The 16,620-nt window shown below is 34.3% G+C and carries 12 protein-coding genes; 5 read left to right on the top strand and 7 right to left on the bottom strand.

All coding sequences use genetic code 11. From position 1 onward, the window contains the following. Nucleotides 1-10: 10 nt before the first annotated feature. The 3 genes from BMY39_RS10330 to radC all read right to left on the bottom strand — a co-directional run bounded on the left by BMY39_RS10330 (nt 11) and on the right by radC (nt 2,773). Complete coding sequence (locus BMY39_RS10330) at nt 11-703, bottom strand: YjjG family noncanonical pyrimidine nucleotidase (RefSeq protein WP_092579343.1); 693 nt, start codon at nt 701-703, stop codon at nt 11-13. Then, nucleotides 690-1,994: a polysaccharide deacetylase family protein gene (locus BMY39_RS10325; protein WP_092579341.1), complete on the bottom strand. Its 1,305-nt coding sequence runs from the start codon at nt 1,992-1,994 to the stop codon at nt 690-692. Before BMY39_RS10325 ends, BMY39_RS10330 begins: the two co-directional genes overlap by 14 nt. A gap of 80 nt (nt 1,995-2,074) precedes the next feature. Then, a complete protein-coding gene (radC, locus tag BMY39_RS10320) occupies nt 2,075-2,773 on the bottom strand; it encodes a RadC family protein (protein WP_092579339.1) in 699 nt (232 codons plus the stop codon). Nucleotides 2,774-2,861: 88 nt separating this feature from the next. On the opposite strand from radC, the gene BMY39_RS10315 reads away from it, so the two are divergent. Continuing rightward, on the top strand, nt 2,862-3,497 hold the full coding sequence (locus BMY39_RS10315; protein WP_092579337.1) for an MOSC domain-containing protein: 636 nt from the start codon (nt 2,862-2,864) through the stop codon (nt 3,495-3,497). A gap of 51 nt (nt 3,498-3,548) precedes the next feature. On the opposite strand, the gene BMY39_RS10310 is transcribed toward BMY39_RS10315, so the two are convergent. After that, on the bottom strand, nt 3,549-4,499 hold the full coding sequence (locus tag BMY39_RS10310) for a tetratricopeptide repeat protein (protein ID WP_092579335.1): 951 nt from the start codon (nt 4,497-4,499) through the stop codon (nt 3,549-3,551). Nucleotides 4,500-4,709: 210 nt separating this feature from the next. Between BMY39_RS10310 and BMY39_RS10305 the strand changes: the two genes are divergently transcribed. From BMY39_RS10305 to BMY39_RS10295, 3 genes are all read left to right on the top strand, one after another. Next, nucleotides 4,710-10,994: an alpha-2-macroglobulin family protein gene (locus BMY39_RS10305; protein ID WP_245738256.1), complete on the top strand. Its 6,285-nt coding sequence runs from the start codon at nt 4,710-4,712 to the stop codon at nt 10,992-10,994. A gap of 62 nt (nt 10,995-11,056) precedes the next feature. Beyond that, nucleotides 11,057-11,572 carry a hypothetical protein gene (locus BMY39_RS10300; RefSeq protein WP_092579333.1) on the top strand — a complete coding sequence of 172 codons (516 nt, stop codon included), beginning with the start codon at nt 11,057-11,059 and terminating at the stop codon, nt 11,570-11,572. Then, the gene (locus BMY39_RS10295) at nt 11,569-12,987 is read left to right on the top strand and encodes a T9SS type A sorting domain-containing protein (protein WP_092579331.1); all 1,419 of its coding nucleotides are present in this window, start codon (nt 11,569-11,571) and stop codon (nt 12,985-12,987) included. The genes BMY39_RS10300 and BMY39_RS10295 overlap by 4 nt, the downstream gene beginning before the upstream one ends. 136 nt (nt 12,988-13,123) lie before the next feature. Here BMY39_RS10295 and BMY39_RS10290 read toward each other — a convergent pair whose 3' ends face one another. Continuing rightward, nucleotides 13,124-13,849 carry an SDR family oxidoreductase gene (locus tag BMY39_RS10290; RefSeq protein WP_092579329.1) on the bottom strand — a complete coding sequence of 242 codons (726 nt, stop codon included), beginning with the start codon at nt 13,847-13,849 and terminating at the stop codon, nt 13,124-13,126. An 82-nt stretch (nt 13,850-13,931) separates the two neighbouring features. Then, the gene (locus tag BMY39_RS10285; RefSeq protein WP_092579327.1) at nt 13,932-14,456 is read right to left on the bottom strand and encodes a DUF4136 domain-containing protein; all 525 of its coding nucleotides are present in this window, start codon (nt 14,454-14,456) and stop codon (nt 13,932-13,934) included. A 63-nt stretch (nt 14,457-14,519) separates the two neighbouring features. On the opposite strand from BMY39_RS10285, the gene BMY39_RS10280 reads away from it, so the two are divergent. Beyond that, nucleotides 14,520-15,629, top strand: a complete 1,110-nt coding sequence (locus BMY39_RS10280; RefSeq protein WP_177176585.1) for an alpha/beta hydrolase family protein — start codon at nt 14,520-14,522, stop codon at nt 15,627-15,629. Here the strand turns inward: BMY39_RS10280 and BMY39_RS10275 are convergent. Next, nucleotides 15,626-16,348, bottom strand: coding sequence for an ion transporter (locus BMY39_RS10275; protein ID WP_092579323.1), 723 nt, complete (start codon nt 16,346-16,348; stop codon nt 15,626-15,628). The two genes, BMY39_RS10280 and BMY39_RS10275, sit on opposite strands and share 4 nt — an antisense overlap. Nucleotides 16,349-16,620 lie beyond the last annotated feature (272 nt).

Genomic DNA, 16,620 nt, shown 5'->3' with positions numbered 1-16,620 from the left:
AACAGTATTACTATAGATAATACTTAATATCAATTAATTTTGAAATGCCCTTTATGCTTCCGTCGAAACTTACCGCATTTGGATTGAAAAAAATGGCATCCATTCCAATGTTTAAAGCGCCTTGTACATCCGCCTCGAAGCTATCGCCTATCATTATACTTTGATCTGCCTTAACTTGAGCTAAATGCAAAGCATAGTTGAAAATTTTTGGATTTGGTTTTTTTACACCTGCAATTTCAGAATTGGTTATAGTCTCAAAATAATGCGTAATGTTAGACCTATCCATTTTTTTATGCTGCACTTCATTGAAGCCATTTGTAATTATATGTAACCGGTAACTAGACTGCAAATAACGTAAAACACCAATAGCGTCTTCAATCAAAAAATTAAACGTGGATAAATGTTTTATGTAATCTTCTGAGAGTTGACGAATTAGACTGTCTTGCACCGAAATATCCAATGCTTGAAATGTTTCGTTTAATCGAGCAAATCGCAACGCTTCTTTTTTTATGCGTTCTTCACGGTACAGTTTCCAATATTTAAAATTGATCGGGATATATTGCTCTAGAAAGTCATTTAAATCTACCTCAACATTATTTAGTTTAAATATTTTTTCAAACGTTAACGCTGAATTCTTCTCAAAATCCCACAATGTATGGTCTAAATCAAAAAAAATATCTGTTATACCGTTAAGTTTGTTCATTTGTTGAGGCTAAAATGATATTAAATAGTTCTTTAAACCCGTTCCATCGGTCATTATTACTAAATGTATAATTATGGAATACGGATACAAATTCTCCATTTACCTGCTTTACTTCGTCGATAATTGTTTGTAATACTTTCTTTTTATCTAACAAGGATGCTTGCTTTAATAACGCAAAATCCATAATTTGAAATGGACAAACCTTTAAGGGTGTCTGTACTTCATAATCCAAATCATAAAATAAAAAAGGTGTGCAGGAACCCGCTCTAAACCCAACGTGATTCACGTAGCCCATAGTATAATCTTCATTAACTTCTAGCTGTACTAAATTTCTATAAGATTCAGGAAGATTAAATTTTGAAAAGGAATAACGCGATGCCCTAAGAGACGTGTTAATTACGTCTTCCATTTGCCGTTTTTCTTTTTTGAGAACATCTAAGTCATTCACTGAAAAATAAGACGCTTTTAAACCTACACGACAATAATCTGCAATATGTTTTATTAATGAAACATATTTGCGCTTGTTAATATTTATGCCCTTATCAAAAGTAGAATATGAACCAATAAAAAAGAATACTAAAAATTTAAATTGGGTCTGTTTTTGCTTGTTTATGATGTATTTAAAGGTGTCATAAGGGTCATGTTTGAAACCAAAGAGTACGGCATATCTTGTATATAAACTTTTAAAACGAAGCCTAAAAAAATCTTTTAGAGTACCCCCAAGTGATCTCATCACGCCTTTAAGCTTGTAATGGTAAGGGCTAGGAACATCAATAATTGGTGTTATACGATATGCTCTTTGAGGAAATTTAAAATCGGGGAATTGCTGTTGCAAGGCATCTTTAAATTTATATGCCCATATATCTACAACAGGTTGGTGCAAAAAACCATGTTTATACCCCAAACTTTCAGTCGCTATAAATCTGCCATATTGATCTTTTCGTTGCGGTAAATACTCTTCATATCGGGATAGCATGTAAAAAGACGCAGCAAAAATATCAAAAGGTATTGCGCTTTTATCTCCGTTGTAGAAAAAGCATTTGGTATTATCCCAGTTTTGTATATTAATTTCAACATCTGTGAGTCCTTGTTCAAATAAAATCTCATGACTTTTTACAAAAAATTCTTTCCCTAAATGTTGTTTGGTATACGACATTTTTAAACTGTCATGAGCTATAAACTCTTCTATCTTTGTAGTAAAATCAACCTTAAACCCTAAAACGCGCGTGCAAATATGCTTAAAAACATATTTTAATCGTGGGGATACTTTATGGGTGTAAACTAGTAACATATTCTTTTAAATACCGAAAACCAAAAAACCAAATTATAAGCCCTAAATTTAATTTATAGAGATTTTGTTAGTTGAGATCTTCACAATAGGGATTCGTCTGCAAAACTAAAATAGGCTTTTTCAGTTATTATTAAATGGTCTATAACTTTAATATCTAAACTTTGCGCCGCGGTTTTTAATTTTTGCGTAATTTTTTTATCAGCTTCACTAGGTTTTAAAGTACCCGATGGATGATTATGTGCTAAAATTAAACCGGTAGCTCCAACTTCTAAAGCATTTTTCAATACTAGTCTTACATCAACCAAAGTCCCCGTAATCCCGCCTTTACTTAACTGATTTTTCTGGATAACCTTATTAGAATTGTTCAAATATATAATCCAAAATTCTTCATGTTCCAATTCTCCTATTACAGGTTGCATAAGCTCAAAAACAGACAAACTTGATGTAATCTTCTTTTTTTCGAGTGCTTCCTCACCTCTACGTCGCCTCCCCAACTCTAAAGCTGCTGCAATGGTTATAGCCTTAGCCTCACCAATACCCTTAAATACCATCAGTTGTTTTATGGATAGTTTACCCAGGTCACTTAAATTATTGTCTACGCTGGATAAGATGCGTTTACATAGAGCCACAGCACTTTCGTCTCGGTTTCCAGACCCTATTAAGATGGCCACTAACTCGGCATCACTTAGAGCAGATTTCCCCTTATAAAGCAGTTTTTCCCGAGGTCGATCGTCCTGACTCCAATTCTTAATTGAAAATGAAGATGGTTTTTCTTGCATTGGTTAAAGATAAATATTGTATTTAAAAAACCGCATGGAATATAGAGTTTTTGCTAATTTTATATGGAACATATAGCAACATTTATTCATGTATATAGAATCAACTAATATTTCTGAACCCAAAACTATTGTGTGGAGCAATAAAGCCGTAAAAACGGGTATTTTTAAAACACCTACAAACAACCCTGTTTTTTTAGGTAAAGCTGGCGTAAAGGATGATTTTGTTGCTGATAAAAAAGCACATGGTGGCCACTATAAGTCATGCTATTTATTTTCTTCTAATCATTATCCATACTGGAAAGAGCTATATCCTAATTTAAAATGGGCATGGGGTATGTTTGGAGAAAATCTTACTGTAAATGGCATGAATGAAACACAAATAATGGTGGGTGATATTTACAAGATTGGTAATGCCCTTGTACAGGTTACCCAACCTCGAGAACCATGTTTTAAATTTGGTGTAAAGTTTGGAAACCAAAACGTGATAAACCAATTTATAAATTATGGATTTCCTGGAACTTATGTGAGTGTTTTAGAGGAAGGCTATGTAAACACAAAAGATAAAATAAAACTCGTAGATCGTTTAGAAAAAACGCTGAGTGTAACTCAACTTTATGAGCTTATTTTTGCCAAATCTAAAAACCAATATCTTTTAAAAACAGCTATAACACTTGATGTGTTACCTAAGGGAAAGCGTGACAAATTAAAGATGTTTTTAGACTGACTCATTCTCCAAACTAAAGTGAAAATTGCAATTGTTAATAAGGCATCAATGCTAAAGTTGCAAAATCTTTTCCTTTTGTTCTTTAAAGGGTTTGATTTTTGGAAGTTCGGCAATAGCTACATCTATATGTTGTAAAGCCAGTGCTTTATTTCTTTTGTGTGTATGAATTTGTGCTAAACGGTAATGAGCCCATGCTTTGGGCACTCCATCTTTCGCAGAGTAGTTTTTAAGGTAGGTTTGCAGGCATTTTTCTCCTTTTTCAAGTTGAATGTTATATTCTGCAGCTACTTTACCTATTTGATAATGCAACGCATTTCTTTGGTGTTTATTATAGGCTGATTCAATTGTTTTAATAGCCTGTTCTGGCTCATTTTCATTTTCATAAAATTTGGTAAGCTTGTCAAAACAAGTTAAAGAGCCACCTACCTCTATTGCCATTTTATAATATTTTTCAGCGAGTTCCGGTTCATTATCATACTCATAGATATACCCCTTTGCTAGGTAGCCATCTACCTTAGAGAGCGCCTCCAACTCTTTGGCATATTTAAGCGATTTACTTTTGCTTCCACCAAAAATACCTGGCAATTGCATATACAATTCAACAAGTGCCCAACGTGCCTCTATATGGGTTTTATCTAATTCTGCAGCTTTTGTAAAAGATGATTTTATATCGCTTATTAAACCAACGGCCTTAAACTTATTTTCAAGGGCTTTCATACCCAAAACACCCCCATACTTATAGTGGTAATTAGCCACGTTTGGCTTTGCCTCTACTAACTTTTTATAGGCAACCGTAGCATCCTCCCATTTTTCTTGATGCCCGAAAGCATCCCCTAAAAGTTCTAAAGCTTTTAAATCCTCTGGGTGACTGTCTAAAAATACTTTAATAATCGACTCTGCTTTTATAAACTGTTTGTTAGTAAAAAGCATAGGTACCTCATCCAACGATTGTTGGGAGAAACATATTACAGGAAAACATAAAAATAGTATAAAGCGTTTCATGAGTCTTGAGGTAACCGGGCAAAAATAACTTTTTTGATTGAGTTTATTTTCCGATTAAGATAATCTTAAGATTTAGTATTCCATTAATAATTTACAATCTTATTTTACTATTAAAATGATTAACTTCCCTCATCGAACGAAAGTATTTACCTAATTATTGTTTTTTTGGAATAGCTTTTGAACGTAGCTTAGATATAAAATCAAATTCAAATGAATTCAGTGCAAGCGAAACAAGTCTTTATAATAATTATGGTCATATTATTCTCAAACCTCTCCCAAGCTCAACATTATAACTACGAAAGTTCTTGGCAGGAGGTGAAGGCACTTGAAAAAGAAGGTTTGCCTAAATCGGCCTTAAAATCTGTTGAAGCCATAGCTTTACAAGCTAAAAAAGACAATAATCATCCTCAGATAATTAAAACCATGCTTTTTAAAAGTAAGTATGCACTGGTTTTGGAAGAAGATGCACAGTTGCGTATTATAAATAATTTTAAGAGTGAAATTGCCAAAAATGAATTCCCCACTAAAAACATTCTTGAAAGTATTTTAGCCAATTTGTATTGGCAATACTTTCAACAAAACAGATATAAGTTTTATAATCGTACTAGGGTGTCTGAGGGTCTCGAAGACACAACTTCTAGCATTTCGAGTGCCTCAATGCCCAATACCGATTTCAGAACCTGGGATTTAGAAACACTTTTTACTGAAGTGCATTTGCACTTTCAGAAGTCTTTAAATAACGGATTACTATTGCAGCAAGAACCTTTAAAATACTATAACGCCCTACTGCATGCGGAAAAAGGCTCTAAGAATTTCAGACCTACACTTTTTGATTTTTTAGCGCATAATGCTTTAGGTTTTTATAAAACAGATGAAACCCAAATTACCAAACCCGCTTACAAATTTGAGGTTGACAGCCCAAAACTTTTAGCTGATGCTGAAACATTTTCAGTTTTGAATTTAACTTCAAAAGATACTTCATCGCTACAATTATATGCATTAAAAATTTATAAGGCATTAATACGGTTTCATCTAAAAAACGAATCGCCTTACGCTTTGGCAGATGTAAATATCGAACGTTTAAAATTTGTAAATGAGCACGCTACTTTTGACGATAAGGAGGCTTTAATACTAGCTTCCTTAAAATCTGAAAGCGACAGACTAAAATCTCAGGAAGTTTCTGGATTGTATGATTTTGAAATTGCTTCGATTTATTATAATCAAAGTAAAAAATACAATCCTAAAACAAATGAGACTCCTCGCTGGAAAGCTAAGGAGGCTTTGGGCATATGTAATACCGTTATTTCTAAATTTCCTGAAAGTCGGGCTGCTGAGAAATGTACGGTCCTTAAATCTAATATTCTTCAATCCACCCTCCAATTAAAAACGGAAGCATTTCTGCCTATTCAAAAAAATGCCCGAATCTTAGTGGATTACAAAAATTTGAGTCTGCTCAATTTCAAGATTTATAAACTTTCTGAAAAACAATATGAAACATTCAACAAAACATACCGACAAGATGAGCAATGGGCATTTATTAAAAAACTTAACGCAACAGCATCTTGGAATAGTACATTAAGAGACGACGGTGATTTTCAGGCACATTCTACCGAAGTTTTATTGCCAAAATTAAATAATGGTAGGTACCTAGTGGTGTCATCAAAAAAAGAGAGTAGTGCTGCAAATTTTGCGTTTGCACATGTGCAAGTTACTAATTTGGCTTTGGTTGAAACGCAGACCCCAAATCACAAGATCTTTCAAATCATCGATAGAAATAATGGTAAACCCTACGCCGACGCGAAAGTTGAAGTGTCTTATTTCAAAAGAAACAATAGAACTAAGCAAATTGAAAATTTTACCTCTGACCAACTTGGGCAAATACAGCTAAAAAAGTTGGGAAGTGGTTGGTACCGAAACATCAATCTTAAAGTTAAAAAAGGGAACGAACTGGCTTATTTTGGTGATTATTATTTGAATCAGAGGCACAAAATCCAAAAGACAAATATAAATTATAATGCTTTCCTTTTTACCGACAGAAGTATTTACAGACCAGGACAAACTGTTTATTTCAAAGGTATTGCAATGAAAACTGATAAGCGTAAATCGGAAGTTTTAGCTAACCATGTCGTAGAAATTACATTATTTAATGTTAATGGTGAAACCATTAGAACAATGGGGCTTACAACTAATGATTTTGGTTCCGTTTCGGGAGAGTTCATACTTCCAAATAATGGTTTAAATGGTGAATACTCAATTCAACTAAAGTCTGAAGACAAAAATGGACACCTTTATATAACTGAGTATATATCCTTAGAAGAATACAAACGTCCGAAATTTGAAACCAAGTTTAATCCCGTTACAGAAACTTATAAAATTAACGATTCAGTAACTGTAAAAGTCAATGCTCTAGCTTATGCAGGCAGTAACATTACCAATGCAAAAGTAGTATATCGTGTACACAGAAAAGTGCAGTATCCGCGTTGGTATTTTTGGTATCGTCCATACATAAATAGTGAGCCTCAAGAAATTACTCATGGTGAAACCATTACAGATGATTCGGGGAATTTTGAGATTACCTTTAAAGCACTTCCAGATACAAGTGTAGATAAAAGCAGTCTCCCAATTTTTAAATATGAAGTTACTGCAGATGTCACTGATATCAATGGTGAAACCCGAAGTGCAACTACAATTGTGAATGTTGGTTACCATGCATTAACAGCAAGTCTGAGTGTCCCTGAAAGTCTAGAAAAAACTAAAAAGGACAATACCATTTCCATAACTACCCAAAATTTAAATGGCGAGTTTGTACCTGCAAAAGGTGTTATAAAAATATATAAGTTAATTTCTCCTGAACGCTCGTTAAGAATGCGTCCTTGGCCTGCACCAGATTATCAAGAGTTTTCTAAAGCAGCGTTTAATACACTATTTCCATATGATGCGTATACTGATGAACATTTACCTAGCAATTGGGAGAAAGGTGCTTTGGTTTTAGAAAAATCGTTTAACACTGAAAACTCCAAAACTTTAGAATTGGGTAGGATGAAGAAGTGGGAATCTGGCTCGTATATTATCACATTAGAAACCAAAGATAAATTTGGACAAGTAGTTAAAGATGAAGAAAAAACAATGGTGTTTAGTGAAAACGACGAAACACTTCCAGATCATCAGTTGTTCAATATCTCAACGGACAAATCTTCATATAACATTGGAGATACAGCGAATGTAACTATAGCATCTTCAGCTGAAAATATTGCCGTAACCATAACAATTGAAAAAGACAGAACTATTATAAAAAAGGAAATTATCACGCTTAATAACAACAAAAGAGTGATTAGTGTTCCTGTAACCCAAGATGATTTAGGCGGTTTTGCGGTGAATTATAGTTTTGCAGCATTTAATAGTTTTCAATCTGGTAATGTTGCCATAGCTGTGCCTTACCCAAGCACAGATTTATATATTGAAACATTAACCTTTAGAGACAAGTTACTACCTGGAACTGATGAAACTTGGCAGTTTAAAATTAAAGGTCCGCAAGGTGATAAAGTGAGTGCTGAATTATTGGCAAGTATGTATGATGCATCTCTAGACCAATTCAAATCGCATAACTGGATTTTTAACCCTATTCAAAAACCAACCTTTTATTCGTTTAGTAACCCAACGGGACAAAGTAGTTTTGGTACACAATATTTTAGAGTGTATCAAGAACGCTTCTCTCATAGATTTACACCTCAAGGTTATGATAGATTAAATTGGTTTGGGTTTAGGTTCGGGAATTATTACCCATCACGTTTAAGGGAAGCTTTGTCTGGACGTGTTTCAGGAATTCAAATTATGGAAGATAACGCAGAATTGGAAGAAGTAGTTGTTGTTGGTTATGGCAGTCAAAAAAGAGAGGGAATAACTGGTGCTGTCGCTGCAGTTAGTCCTGAACAACTAAACGCTGGTGGAGATTTGGAAAATGTTGAAAAAACTTTGAATTCGATATCTAAAGAAGAAGCAATAGAACTATTAGACTCATCAAGAGAATCAGAAAAAAAACCAAACTTCGACAACATTAAAATCCGTAAAAACTTGCAAGAAACTGCTTTTTTCTTTCCGCAATTACAAACAGATGCAGAGGGCAACATAAGTTTCAGCTTTAATACACCTGAAGCTTTAACGCAATGGAAACTGCAATTATTAGCGCATACCAAAACTTTGGAAAGTGCCACAACAAGTTTAATGGCAGTAACGCAAAAAGAACTAATGGTAATACCGAATGCACCACGATTTTTACGTGAAGGCGACAAGATCACTATAAGCACGAAAATTGCAAATCTAACAGACAAAGTACTTTCAGGGCAAGCCAAATTAGCTTTAACTGATGCTATTTCTGGTATAGATATTACAAATAGACTGGTGACTGAGGCTCTCGAAGTCACAAATAATAGTCATACAAAAGATGAGGCTTCGAGTGCCTCAGCCTCCAAATCATTTTCTATAAACCCAAAAAACAACACCCAAGTCTCATGGAATTTAACCGTTCCAGATAATGTACAAGCGGTTCAATATAAAATTTTAGCAACCTCCGGCGATTTTAGTGATGGTGAACAAAATGCGCTTCCTGTGCTTTCAAACAGAATGTTGGTTACAGAAACCTTACCGATGTGGGTAAAAAGTAACGAGACTAGAAGCTTTACTTTAGACAAGTTGGCTTCGAGTGCCTCAGCCACCACACTAAAACATCATAAGTTGACCTTGGAAATGACTTCTAATCCAGCATGGTATGCGGTACAAGCATTGCCTTACTTAATGGAATATCCGTATGATTGTAATGAGCAAACCTTTTCAAGATATTATGCCAATGCTTTGGCGAGCCATATTGTGAATTCAAATCCTAGAATTCAGGAAGTCTTTAATCAGTGGCGAAATACAGAGGCACTACTTTCAAACTTGGAAAAGAATGAAGAATTAAAATCAATTTTAATTGAAGAGACCCCTTGGTTACGAAATGCACAAAGCGAAACCGAACAGAAAAAACGTATTGCCTTATTATTCGATTTGAATAAAATGAATAATGAATTGCAATTGGCCATCAACAAATTAAAAAGCAATCAAATGAATTCTGGTGGGTGGTCTTGGTTTAAAGGAGGAAATGAAAACCGATATATCACACAACATATTATTGCTGGTTTTGGACACTTGAAAAAACTTGGTGTCATTCAGAGCCCTTCGACTTCGCTCAGGACTGGCGCCGCCGAAGAATCTATGATTAAAAATGCTATCAATTATCTAGATAATGAATTCGTCAAAACATACAAAGACATTAGAAAATATGATGCAAAAGTAGACCTAAATAAAGACCATTTGAGCTATACACAATTGCATTATTTGTACATGAGAAGCTTCTTCCATGAAATTAAAGCATCTAAAGAAGTAGAAGATATTATGGCTTATTACCAATCACAAATTCAAAAGTATTGGGTAAAACGATCGTTATATGCTAAAGGTATGATGGCACTGGTGTCTTATAGAACTAATGATATAAAAACAGCTTCAAAAATTTTAAAATCTTTGAAAGAAACCAGTATTACTTCGGATGAATTGGGTATGTACTGGAAATCTAGCACTAATTCATGGTATTGGTATCAAGCGCCTATTGAAACGCAAGCCTTATTAATTGAAGCATTTGGTGAATCTGGTTCTGTCATTCAGAATGAAACGAAGAATCTTGAAACCATTGACAATTTAAAAATCTGGTTACTTAAAAATAAACAGACCAATAAATGGAAAACAACTAAAGCAACTACAGAAGCTGTTTACGCTTTATTGCTCCAAGGTAGCGATTGGCTATCAGTAACCGATATGGTTGATGTGGTTTTAGGCGGACGAAAAATAGAACCTTCAAAATTAGAAGATGTAAAAGTTGAAGCTGGAACCGGTTATTATAAAACGTCTTGGGCTTCCTCTGAAATCAAACCAGAAATGGCAGAGGTAGAAATTTCTAAAAAAGGACAAGGTATCACTTGGGGTGCCTTATACTGGCAATATTTTGAAGATTTAGATAAAATTACTTCAGCAGAAACGCCTTTAAGTTTGAATAAAAAATTATTCCTAAAAACCAATACAGATACAGGTGAAGAAATTACAGAAATCTCTTCTGAAACTAAATTAAAAGTAGGCGATTTAGTCAGAGTTCGTATTGAATTAAAAAGCGATAGAAACATGGAATTTTTGCACATGAAAGATATGAGAGCTTCTGGTTTAGAACCCGTAAATGTCATTTCAAAATACAAATGGCAAGATGGTTTAGGCTATTATGAAAGTACTAAAGATGCTTCTACTAACTTCTTTTTTGATTATTTACCAAAAGGCGTTTATGTGTTTGAATACGATTTACGAGTGAATAATGCAGGAAATATGAGTAACGGCATCACAACAATTCAAAGCATGTATGCTCCAGAATTTAGTAGCCACAGCGAAGGTGTGAGGATTATGATAGAACAGCCTAAATAGGAAGAAGACACTTAAATTACTTATATTTACACTGTATAAATGTGCTTTAATTTATAAAATACATGACTTACAATTGCCCCAAAATTGTTATTTTTTTAAAACTGCTTCCAGTATTCTTATATACTTTAGCGTGCATCAGTTGTGGTGTAAACCAAGAGGTGCCAGCATCTGAAAAAACGCATGAAGTAAAACACACACCTAAAATTGTTTTTCTAAACTATAGGATTAAAAAAAATGAAATCGGAAACAAAACAGTTACGTTTCTAAATTCAAAAAAAGTAAAGGGCACACTTAAAAATCAAAAGAGAATACTAGATAAAACAGGAAATTTAGGAGATTTAGTTTGTACTCAACTGGATGCCACCTCAGCAACATTATCAGAACAATTAATTAAAAACCCATTGGTGAAGACTTTGGAGTATATTGATGAAACAAAAAACTTTAAAGTTGTACAAATGGAATTAGATAGTTCTGAATTTACAGTAAGATTACAACTATATCCAGAAACTAAATATGTTGCTATCAACATTAATAATGAACAAAATCCTCTGATATTAACTAATGTAAGTGAACTATGAAGCGATACTGGACTTTATTGATATCACTCGTTTTCAGTCTATTCAGTTCTGCCCAAGTTTTTGATGTGGAGACCATAAAATATGAGGGAGATGACGACAAACGCATCAATTTGGTAATTCTTGGCGACGGTTATCAAACAAGTGAATTAGATCAATTTGTAACAGATGCTACTAGTTTTACTACTGAATTGTTTAGTCAATCCCCTTTTTCAGAATACATTGATTATTTTAACGTATACGCTGTAAAGGTACCTTCAAATGAAAGTGGTGCGGATCATCCAGCTACTGCTATTGACGTTACAGAACCCTTAACACCCATAGCAACGGCAGATACTTACTTTAATTCAACTTTTGATAGTTTTGGGTTTCATAGGCTGTTGTTTTATGGTATTGACTGGCCAAGTTCAAATATTGCTAGATCAAAAATTATTTCTGTTCTAGCAGATAATTTTCCCGCCTATGACTCCGCTTTAATTTTAGTCAATTCTACGGTCTATGGCGGTAGCGGTGGAGAATTTCCTATGTCTTCCATGGCCACCAGCGCTAACGAAATTGCCATTCATGAGTTGGGGCATTCGCTTTTTAATTTATTGGATGAATATTACCCTGGAGACGGAAGGTTGAGAGAAGATATTAATTCTACCCAAGAATCTGACCCAAGTTTAATTAAATGGAAAAACTGGTTGAACGATGAGGGTGTAGGCGTTTATGCTTATGGTACGTCTGGCGAAGCGGCAACCTGGAACAGGCCACATCAAAACTGTAAAATGCGTTATTTAGGAAGAGATTTCTGTGCTGTTTGTAAAGAAGGAATGATTGAAAAAATACATGACTTGGTGTCACCTGTTGATAGTTTTAGTCCAAATAACGTTACTCCGGTTGAAAACCCTAGCTTTCCTATAGATTTCGAGTTGAACTTAATAAAACCAAACCCTAACAGTTTGGAAAGTGTCTGGACCTTGAATGGCATAACTATTGGAAATAATATTGATATGGTTTCCTTGTCAGCAATAGATTTATTAGAAGGCAGCAATACATTAACTTCAGTAGTTACAGATAATAGCCCAATGTTAAGAGTTGACAACCATGAAACCGTGCATGTAAATACGGTAACGTGGACTATAAATTACTCAGCATTAAGTATCGATGATATAGATGCCAAATCGAATAGCTATACTATTTCCTTGTATCCAAATCCAACGAATGCCATACTTAATTTTAAGTTTGAAAGCAACACTGATACAGATATAAAAGTGAATATTACAAGCGTAGATGGAAAGCTTTTACAATCCCTAACACTCTCTTCCTACCGAACTAAAGAAATTGATATAAGTAATTTCAGATCAGGAATTTATATTGCAAATTTCTTTGCTAATAATACGCTCTTAACAAGCAGAAAAATAGTTAAAAATTAGAAATATTAGCCCAAATTATACCTTTAGTGTCATTCTGAATTTATTTCAGAATCTACTTTACTTTATTTGTTGATTTTTGTTTAGACCCTGAAACAAGTTCAGGGTGACAGGTATTGAGATTATAAAATTGAACACATTATTTTGAAGGTGGTGTTGTTGGGCGCACTTCAATTTTACTTGGTAATGTTCTTGGATGCATTTCTAAAAGATCAACCACAAGTTTACCAATATCTTCAATTTGAATTTTCCAAGCATCTTTTTCTCCAGGTTCATTATCATTGAAATACGTAGACACAGACCCTGGCATTATCGTACTTACTTTAACGCCATGTTGTCTTAAATCCAACATAACAGCTTGGGTAAAACCAGTAACACCAAATTTACTAGCATTATAAGCTGCACCTCCAGCAAAGAAATTAGTGCCCGCTAAACTAGAAATAGTAATAAAATACCCTTGAGATTGTTTTAAAGCTGCAACACCCGCTTTTATGGAATAGAAGACACCTGTTAAATTCGTGTCAATAACATCATGCCAATCCTCAACACTTAAATTCTCGATATTACCAAATCGCCCTAAACCGGCATTTGCAATAATAATATCCAGTTGTCCAAACGCTTCAATTGTTTGGGCAACAGCTTTTTCCTGACTTTCAAAATCTCTAACATCAGCAGCTACCCCTATTGCCTTCGCTTGGGTTGTACTATTCGTATTTAAGTTTTCTGCAGCTTCTTTTGCAGCTGCCTCACTTCTACTCGTTACGGCTACATGTACTCCTCTTTCCATTAAAGATTGAGCTACACCGTAACCTATACCTTTTGAACCTCCTGTAATTAATGCGACTTTATTTTGAATTGTATTCATAGTGTTTTCTGTTTATGTAAAATTACAAAACATAAAAGAGTATTAACACTATGAAATGTTAGGATAATTATAAAATTTAAAGCTACTTGCGTTCTGGTGGGAATTTTTTAAAAACCTTCTCCACGATTGCAGCAAAACGTTCTTCTCGTTTTATTGGTTCTGCCCTCGGGTTGAAGCTCGACTCAGATTTAGCCTGCCAGAATAGTTGCTTGTTTGAGACATCTACAAAATCAAAAATAATTTGGCGTGTCATACTACTTTGCCCGATAGGCAAACCAATGGAAATACCGCCACCTACATTACCACTTCCACCGCCAACGCCTACGCCAACGGTCTCTCGCTGCGCGTTGCGAAATGCTTCACTTTTTATATCGATTAAAAAATCTGGATTTTCAGAAATTGTAAATCCCTTAGCCTGCATTTTTTTATCCAATTCATCCAAGAGGCGTTTTGTATCTAGTTGACTTAAACCAGTTTCCATATCTCCAAAATATTGATAGGTTTTATATTTTGAAAAGTCTACCGCCTTGTCATAGTCATAGTTCACATAAATTGGCGCACATGACACAACAAGCAGTATTGTAAGTATTGATAAGAATTGCTTCATTACATTGATTTTTTTGAATAAATTTAATCAAAAATTATGCCTTTGCGCACATATTCCACAAACATGATGAAAAAACTAGCGTTTTGCCTTACTTTAATTTTATGCTTTTACTCCAATTTAAGTGTTGCGCAAAATGCAAGACCGCAAGAACCAAAAGCTCCTTTTGAATATAGTGTTGAAAATGTAGTTTTTATTAATAGTGAAGCCGACAGTATTAAATTAGCAGGTACACTCACTTTACCAAAAGATATTAAAAATCCCCCTGTAGCAATTCTAATTAGTGGTTCTGGCCCTCAAAATAGAGATGAAGAGGTAAAACAATTCAACCACAAGCCATTTTTAGTCTTATCGAATCACCTAACCAATAATGGAATCGCGGTATTAAGGTATGATGATAGAGGTATTGCGGAATCTGAAGGTAGCTTTAAGGATGCGACTTCTTTTGACTTTGCAAGTGATGTGAATGCTGCGATACAGTTTTTAAAAGCTCGAAATGATATTGACGCAAACAAAATTGGACTTATTGGCCATAGCGAGGGTGGATTAATTGCACCTATTGTGGCTTCTAAAAATAAAGATGTTGCTTTTGTAGTGCTATTAGCAGGTACCGGTGTGGACGGTGGTAAAATTCTACAAACCCAATCCAGAAAAATGATGGAACTAAGAGGAGCACAAAAAATGATGCTTGATGAAAATGAAAAACTAACTACCATAATTTATGACGCCATAAAGCAATATAAAAATACCGACACCATTAAATCTAAAATCACAAAGGGATTAAATGATTTTAAAGCACAAAACCCAATGTCGATGGTTTCTCCTTCGATTACACCCGTTTTAATTGAACAGCAATTCAAAATTTTAGAATCTAAATGGTTGTTGGAATTCATAAGAATTGAGCCTAAACCGTATTTAGAAAAAACAACCTGCCCCATCTTAGTTTTAAATGGTACCAAAGATGTACAAGTGTTACCTGAAGTAAACTTACCTGAAATAGAAAAAGCCCTATCTGCCTCTGGAAATACTGATGTTACTATCAAAGAACTAGAAAACTTGAACCATTTGTTTCAAACTGCTGAAACTGGAAATGTTGACGAATACAAAACTATTGAAGAAACTTTTGCCCCTTCTGCATTACAACTCATTGCAGATTGGATTAATGAGAGGTTCTAGTTGTCCTCGGAAGTAGTATGCTTTTTATCTACAGATTTTGTGAGCGCCGAGGAAATAATACCCGTAGGAATTGCGACAATGCCCAAACCAATCATCAAGATAATAAAAGTAAATACTTTTCCACCAACTGTAATAGGGTATACATCGCCATAACCCACGGTAGTTAATGTGATAATAGCCCACCACAAACTATCAAAAATGGATGAAAAATGTTCTGGTTGTGCTTCATTTTCAAAATAATAAATACCAACTGCGGAGAAGTAAATTAAAATAAGTGTTATAAATATGAATAGAAAAATCTCTTCCTTGGCTGATTTTATAGCGGAAGTAAAATGATTCATTGCTCTGTTATATCTTACCAACTTTAATATTCTAAAAAGCCTTAAAAAGCGTAACGCTCTCAACGAACGTAAATCTACACCAAAGGAGAGATAAAACGGTAAAATGGCTAGTAAATCGATAATTCCAAAAAAACTAAAAACAAACTTTGGCTTACTATCTGCTACATATATTCTTAGAACATATTCTAATGAAAATATGATGACACTAAACCATTCAATAACTTGAAGAATTGTTTTGGTTTCAGGTTTTAAGTTCGGAATGGTTTCAATGGAAAAAGTAATGATGGATACTAAAATTAGCGCTTGAATAAAAAAGGCAAAATATCTGCTTTTCTTATTATCATTAATTTCTACAATACTCTTGATATACTGCTTCATAAAGAAACTTTTCTTATTGTAAAAAAACGAAAAATTTATGGATTTGAAAATTAAGTGCAAGTATTCAAGGTTTTCTTGAGTCTTTGGCTAATTTCTGAAATTCGAATATTTATAAATACTTAATCTACACTTTAGCTTAGAAGTAATGTAGGTTGGGTTAATAAGGGTTTTAGCAAATTTGCACCGCGTTAGGGATTGAACGGCATGTTTGAAATCCCCGACGAAGGAGGGATTGAGTAGTGAAAGCCCGACCCGACAGGGTAGCGCCCAAA

This window comes from Hyunsoonleella jejuensis, from assembly GCF_900111025.1.
GTDB classification, from domain to species: Bacteria; Bacteroidota; Bacteroidia; order Flavobacteriales; family Flavobacteriaceae; genus Jejuia; species Jejuia jejuensis.
The sequence above is the reverse complement of the archived record's forward strand: the minus strand, read 5'-3'. Positions and strand labels throughout refer to the sequence as shown.

What these genes read in the sequence shown, in the direction of transcription:
- BMY39_RS10290 (WP_092579329.1), bottom strand. Translation starts at nt 13,849, where the DNA reads ATGAATACAATTCAAAATAAAGTCGCATTAATTACAGGAGGTTCAAAA.
- BMY39_RS10310 (WP_092579335.1), bottom strand. Translation starts at nt 4,499, where the DNA reads ATGAAACGCTTTATACTATTTTTATGTTTTCCTGTAATATGTTTCTCC.
- BMY39_RS10280 (WP_177176585.1), top strand. Translation starts at nt 14,520, where the DNA reads ATGATGAAAAAACTAGCGTTTTGCCTTACTTTAATTTTATGCTTTTAC.
- BMY39_RS10315 (WP_092579337.1), top strand. Translation starts at nt 2,862, where the DNA reads ATGTATATAGAATCAACTAATATTTCTGAACCCAAAACTATTGTGTGG.
- BMY39_RS10305 (WP_245738256.1), top strand. Translation starts at nt 4,710, where the DNA reads ATGAATTCAGTGCAAGCGAAACAAGTCTTTATAATAATTATGGTCATA.
- BMY39_RS10295 (WP_092579331.1), top strand. Translation starts at nt 11,569, where the DNA reads ATGAAGCGATACTGGACTTTATTGATATCACTCGTTTTCAGTCTATTC.
- BMY39_RS10285 (WP_092579327.1), bottom strand. Translation starts at nt 14,456, where the DNA reads ATGAAGCAATTCTTATCAATACTTACAATACTGCTTGTTGTGTCATGT.
- BMY39_RS10300 (WP_092579333.1), top strand. Translation starts at nt 11,057, where the DNA reads ATGACTTACAATTGCCCCAAAATTGTTATTTTTTTAAAACTGCTTCCA.
- BMY39_RS10275 (WP_092579323.1), bottom strand. Translation starts at nt 16,348, where the DNA reads ATGAAGCAGTATATCAAGAGTATTGTAGAAATTAATGATAATAAGAAA.
- BMY39_RS10330 (WP_092579343.1), bottom strand. Translation starts at nt 703, where the DNA reads ATGAACAAACTTAACGGTATAACAGATATTTTTTTTGATTTAGACCAT.
- radC (WP_092579339.1), bottom strand. Translation starts at nt 2,773, where the DNA reads ATGCAAGAAAAACCATCTTCATTTTCAATTAAGAATTGGAGTCAGGAC.
- BMY39_RS10325 (WP_092579341.1), bottom strand. Translation starts at nt 1,994, where the DNA reads ATGTTACTAGTTTACACCCATAAAGTATCCCCACGATTAAAATATGTT.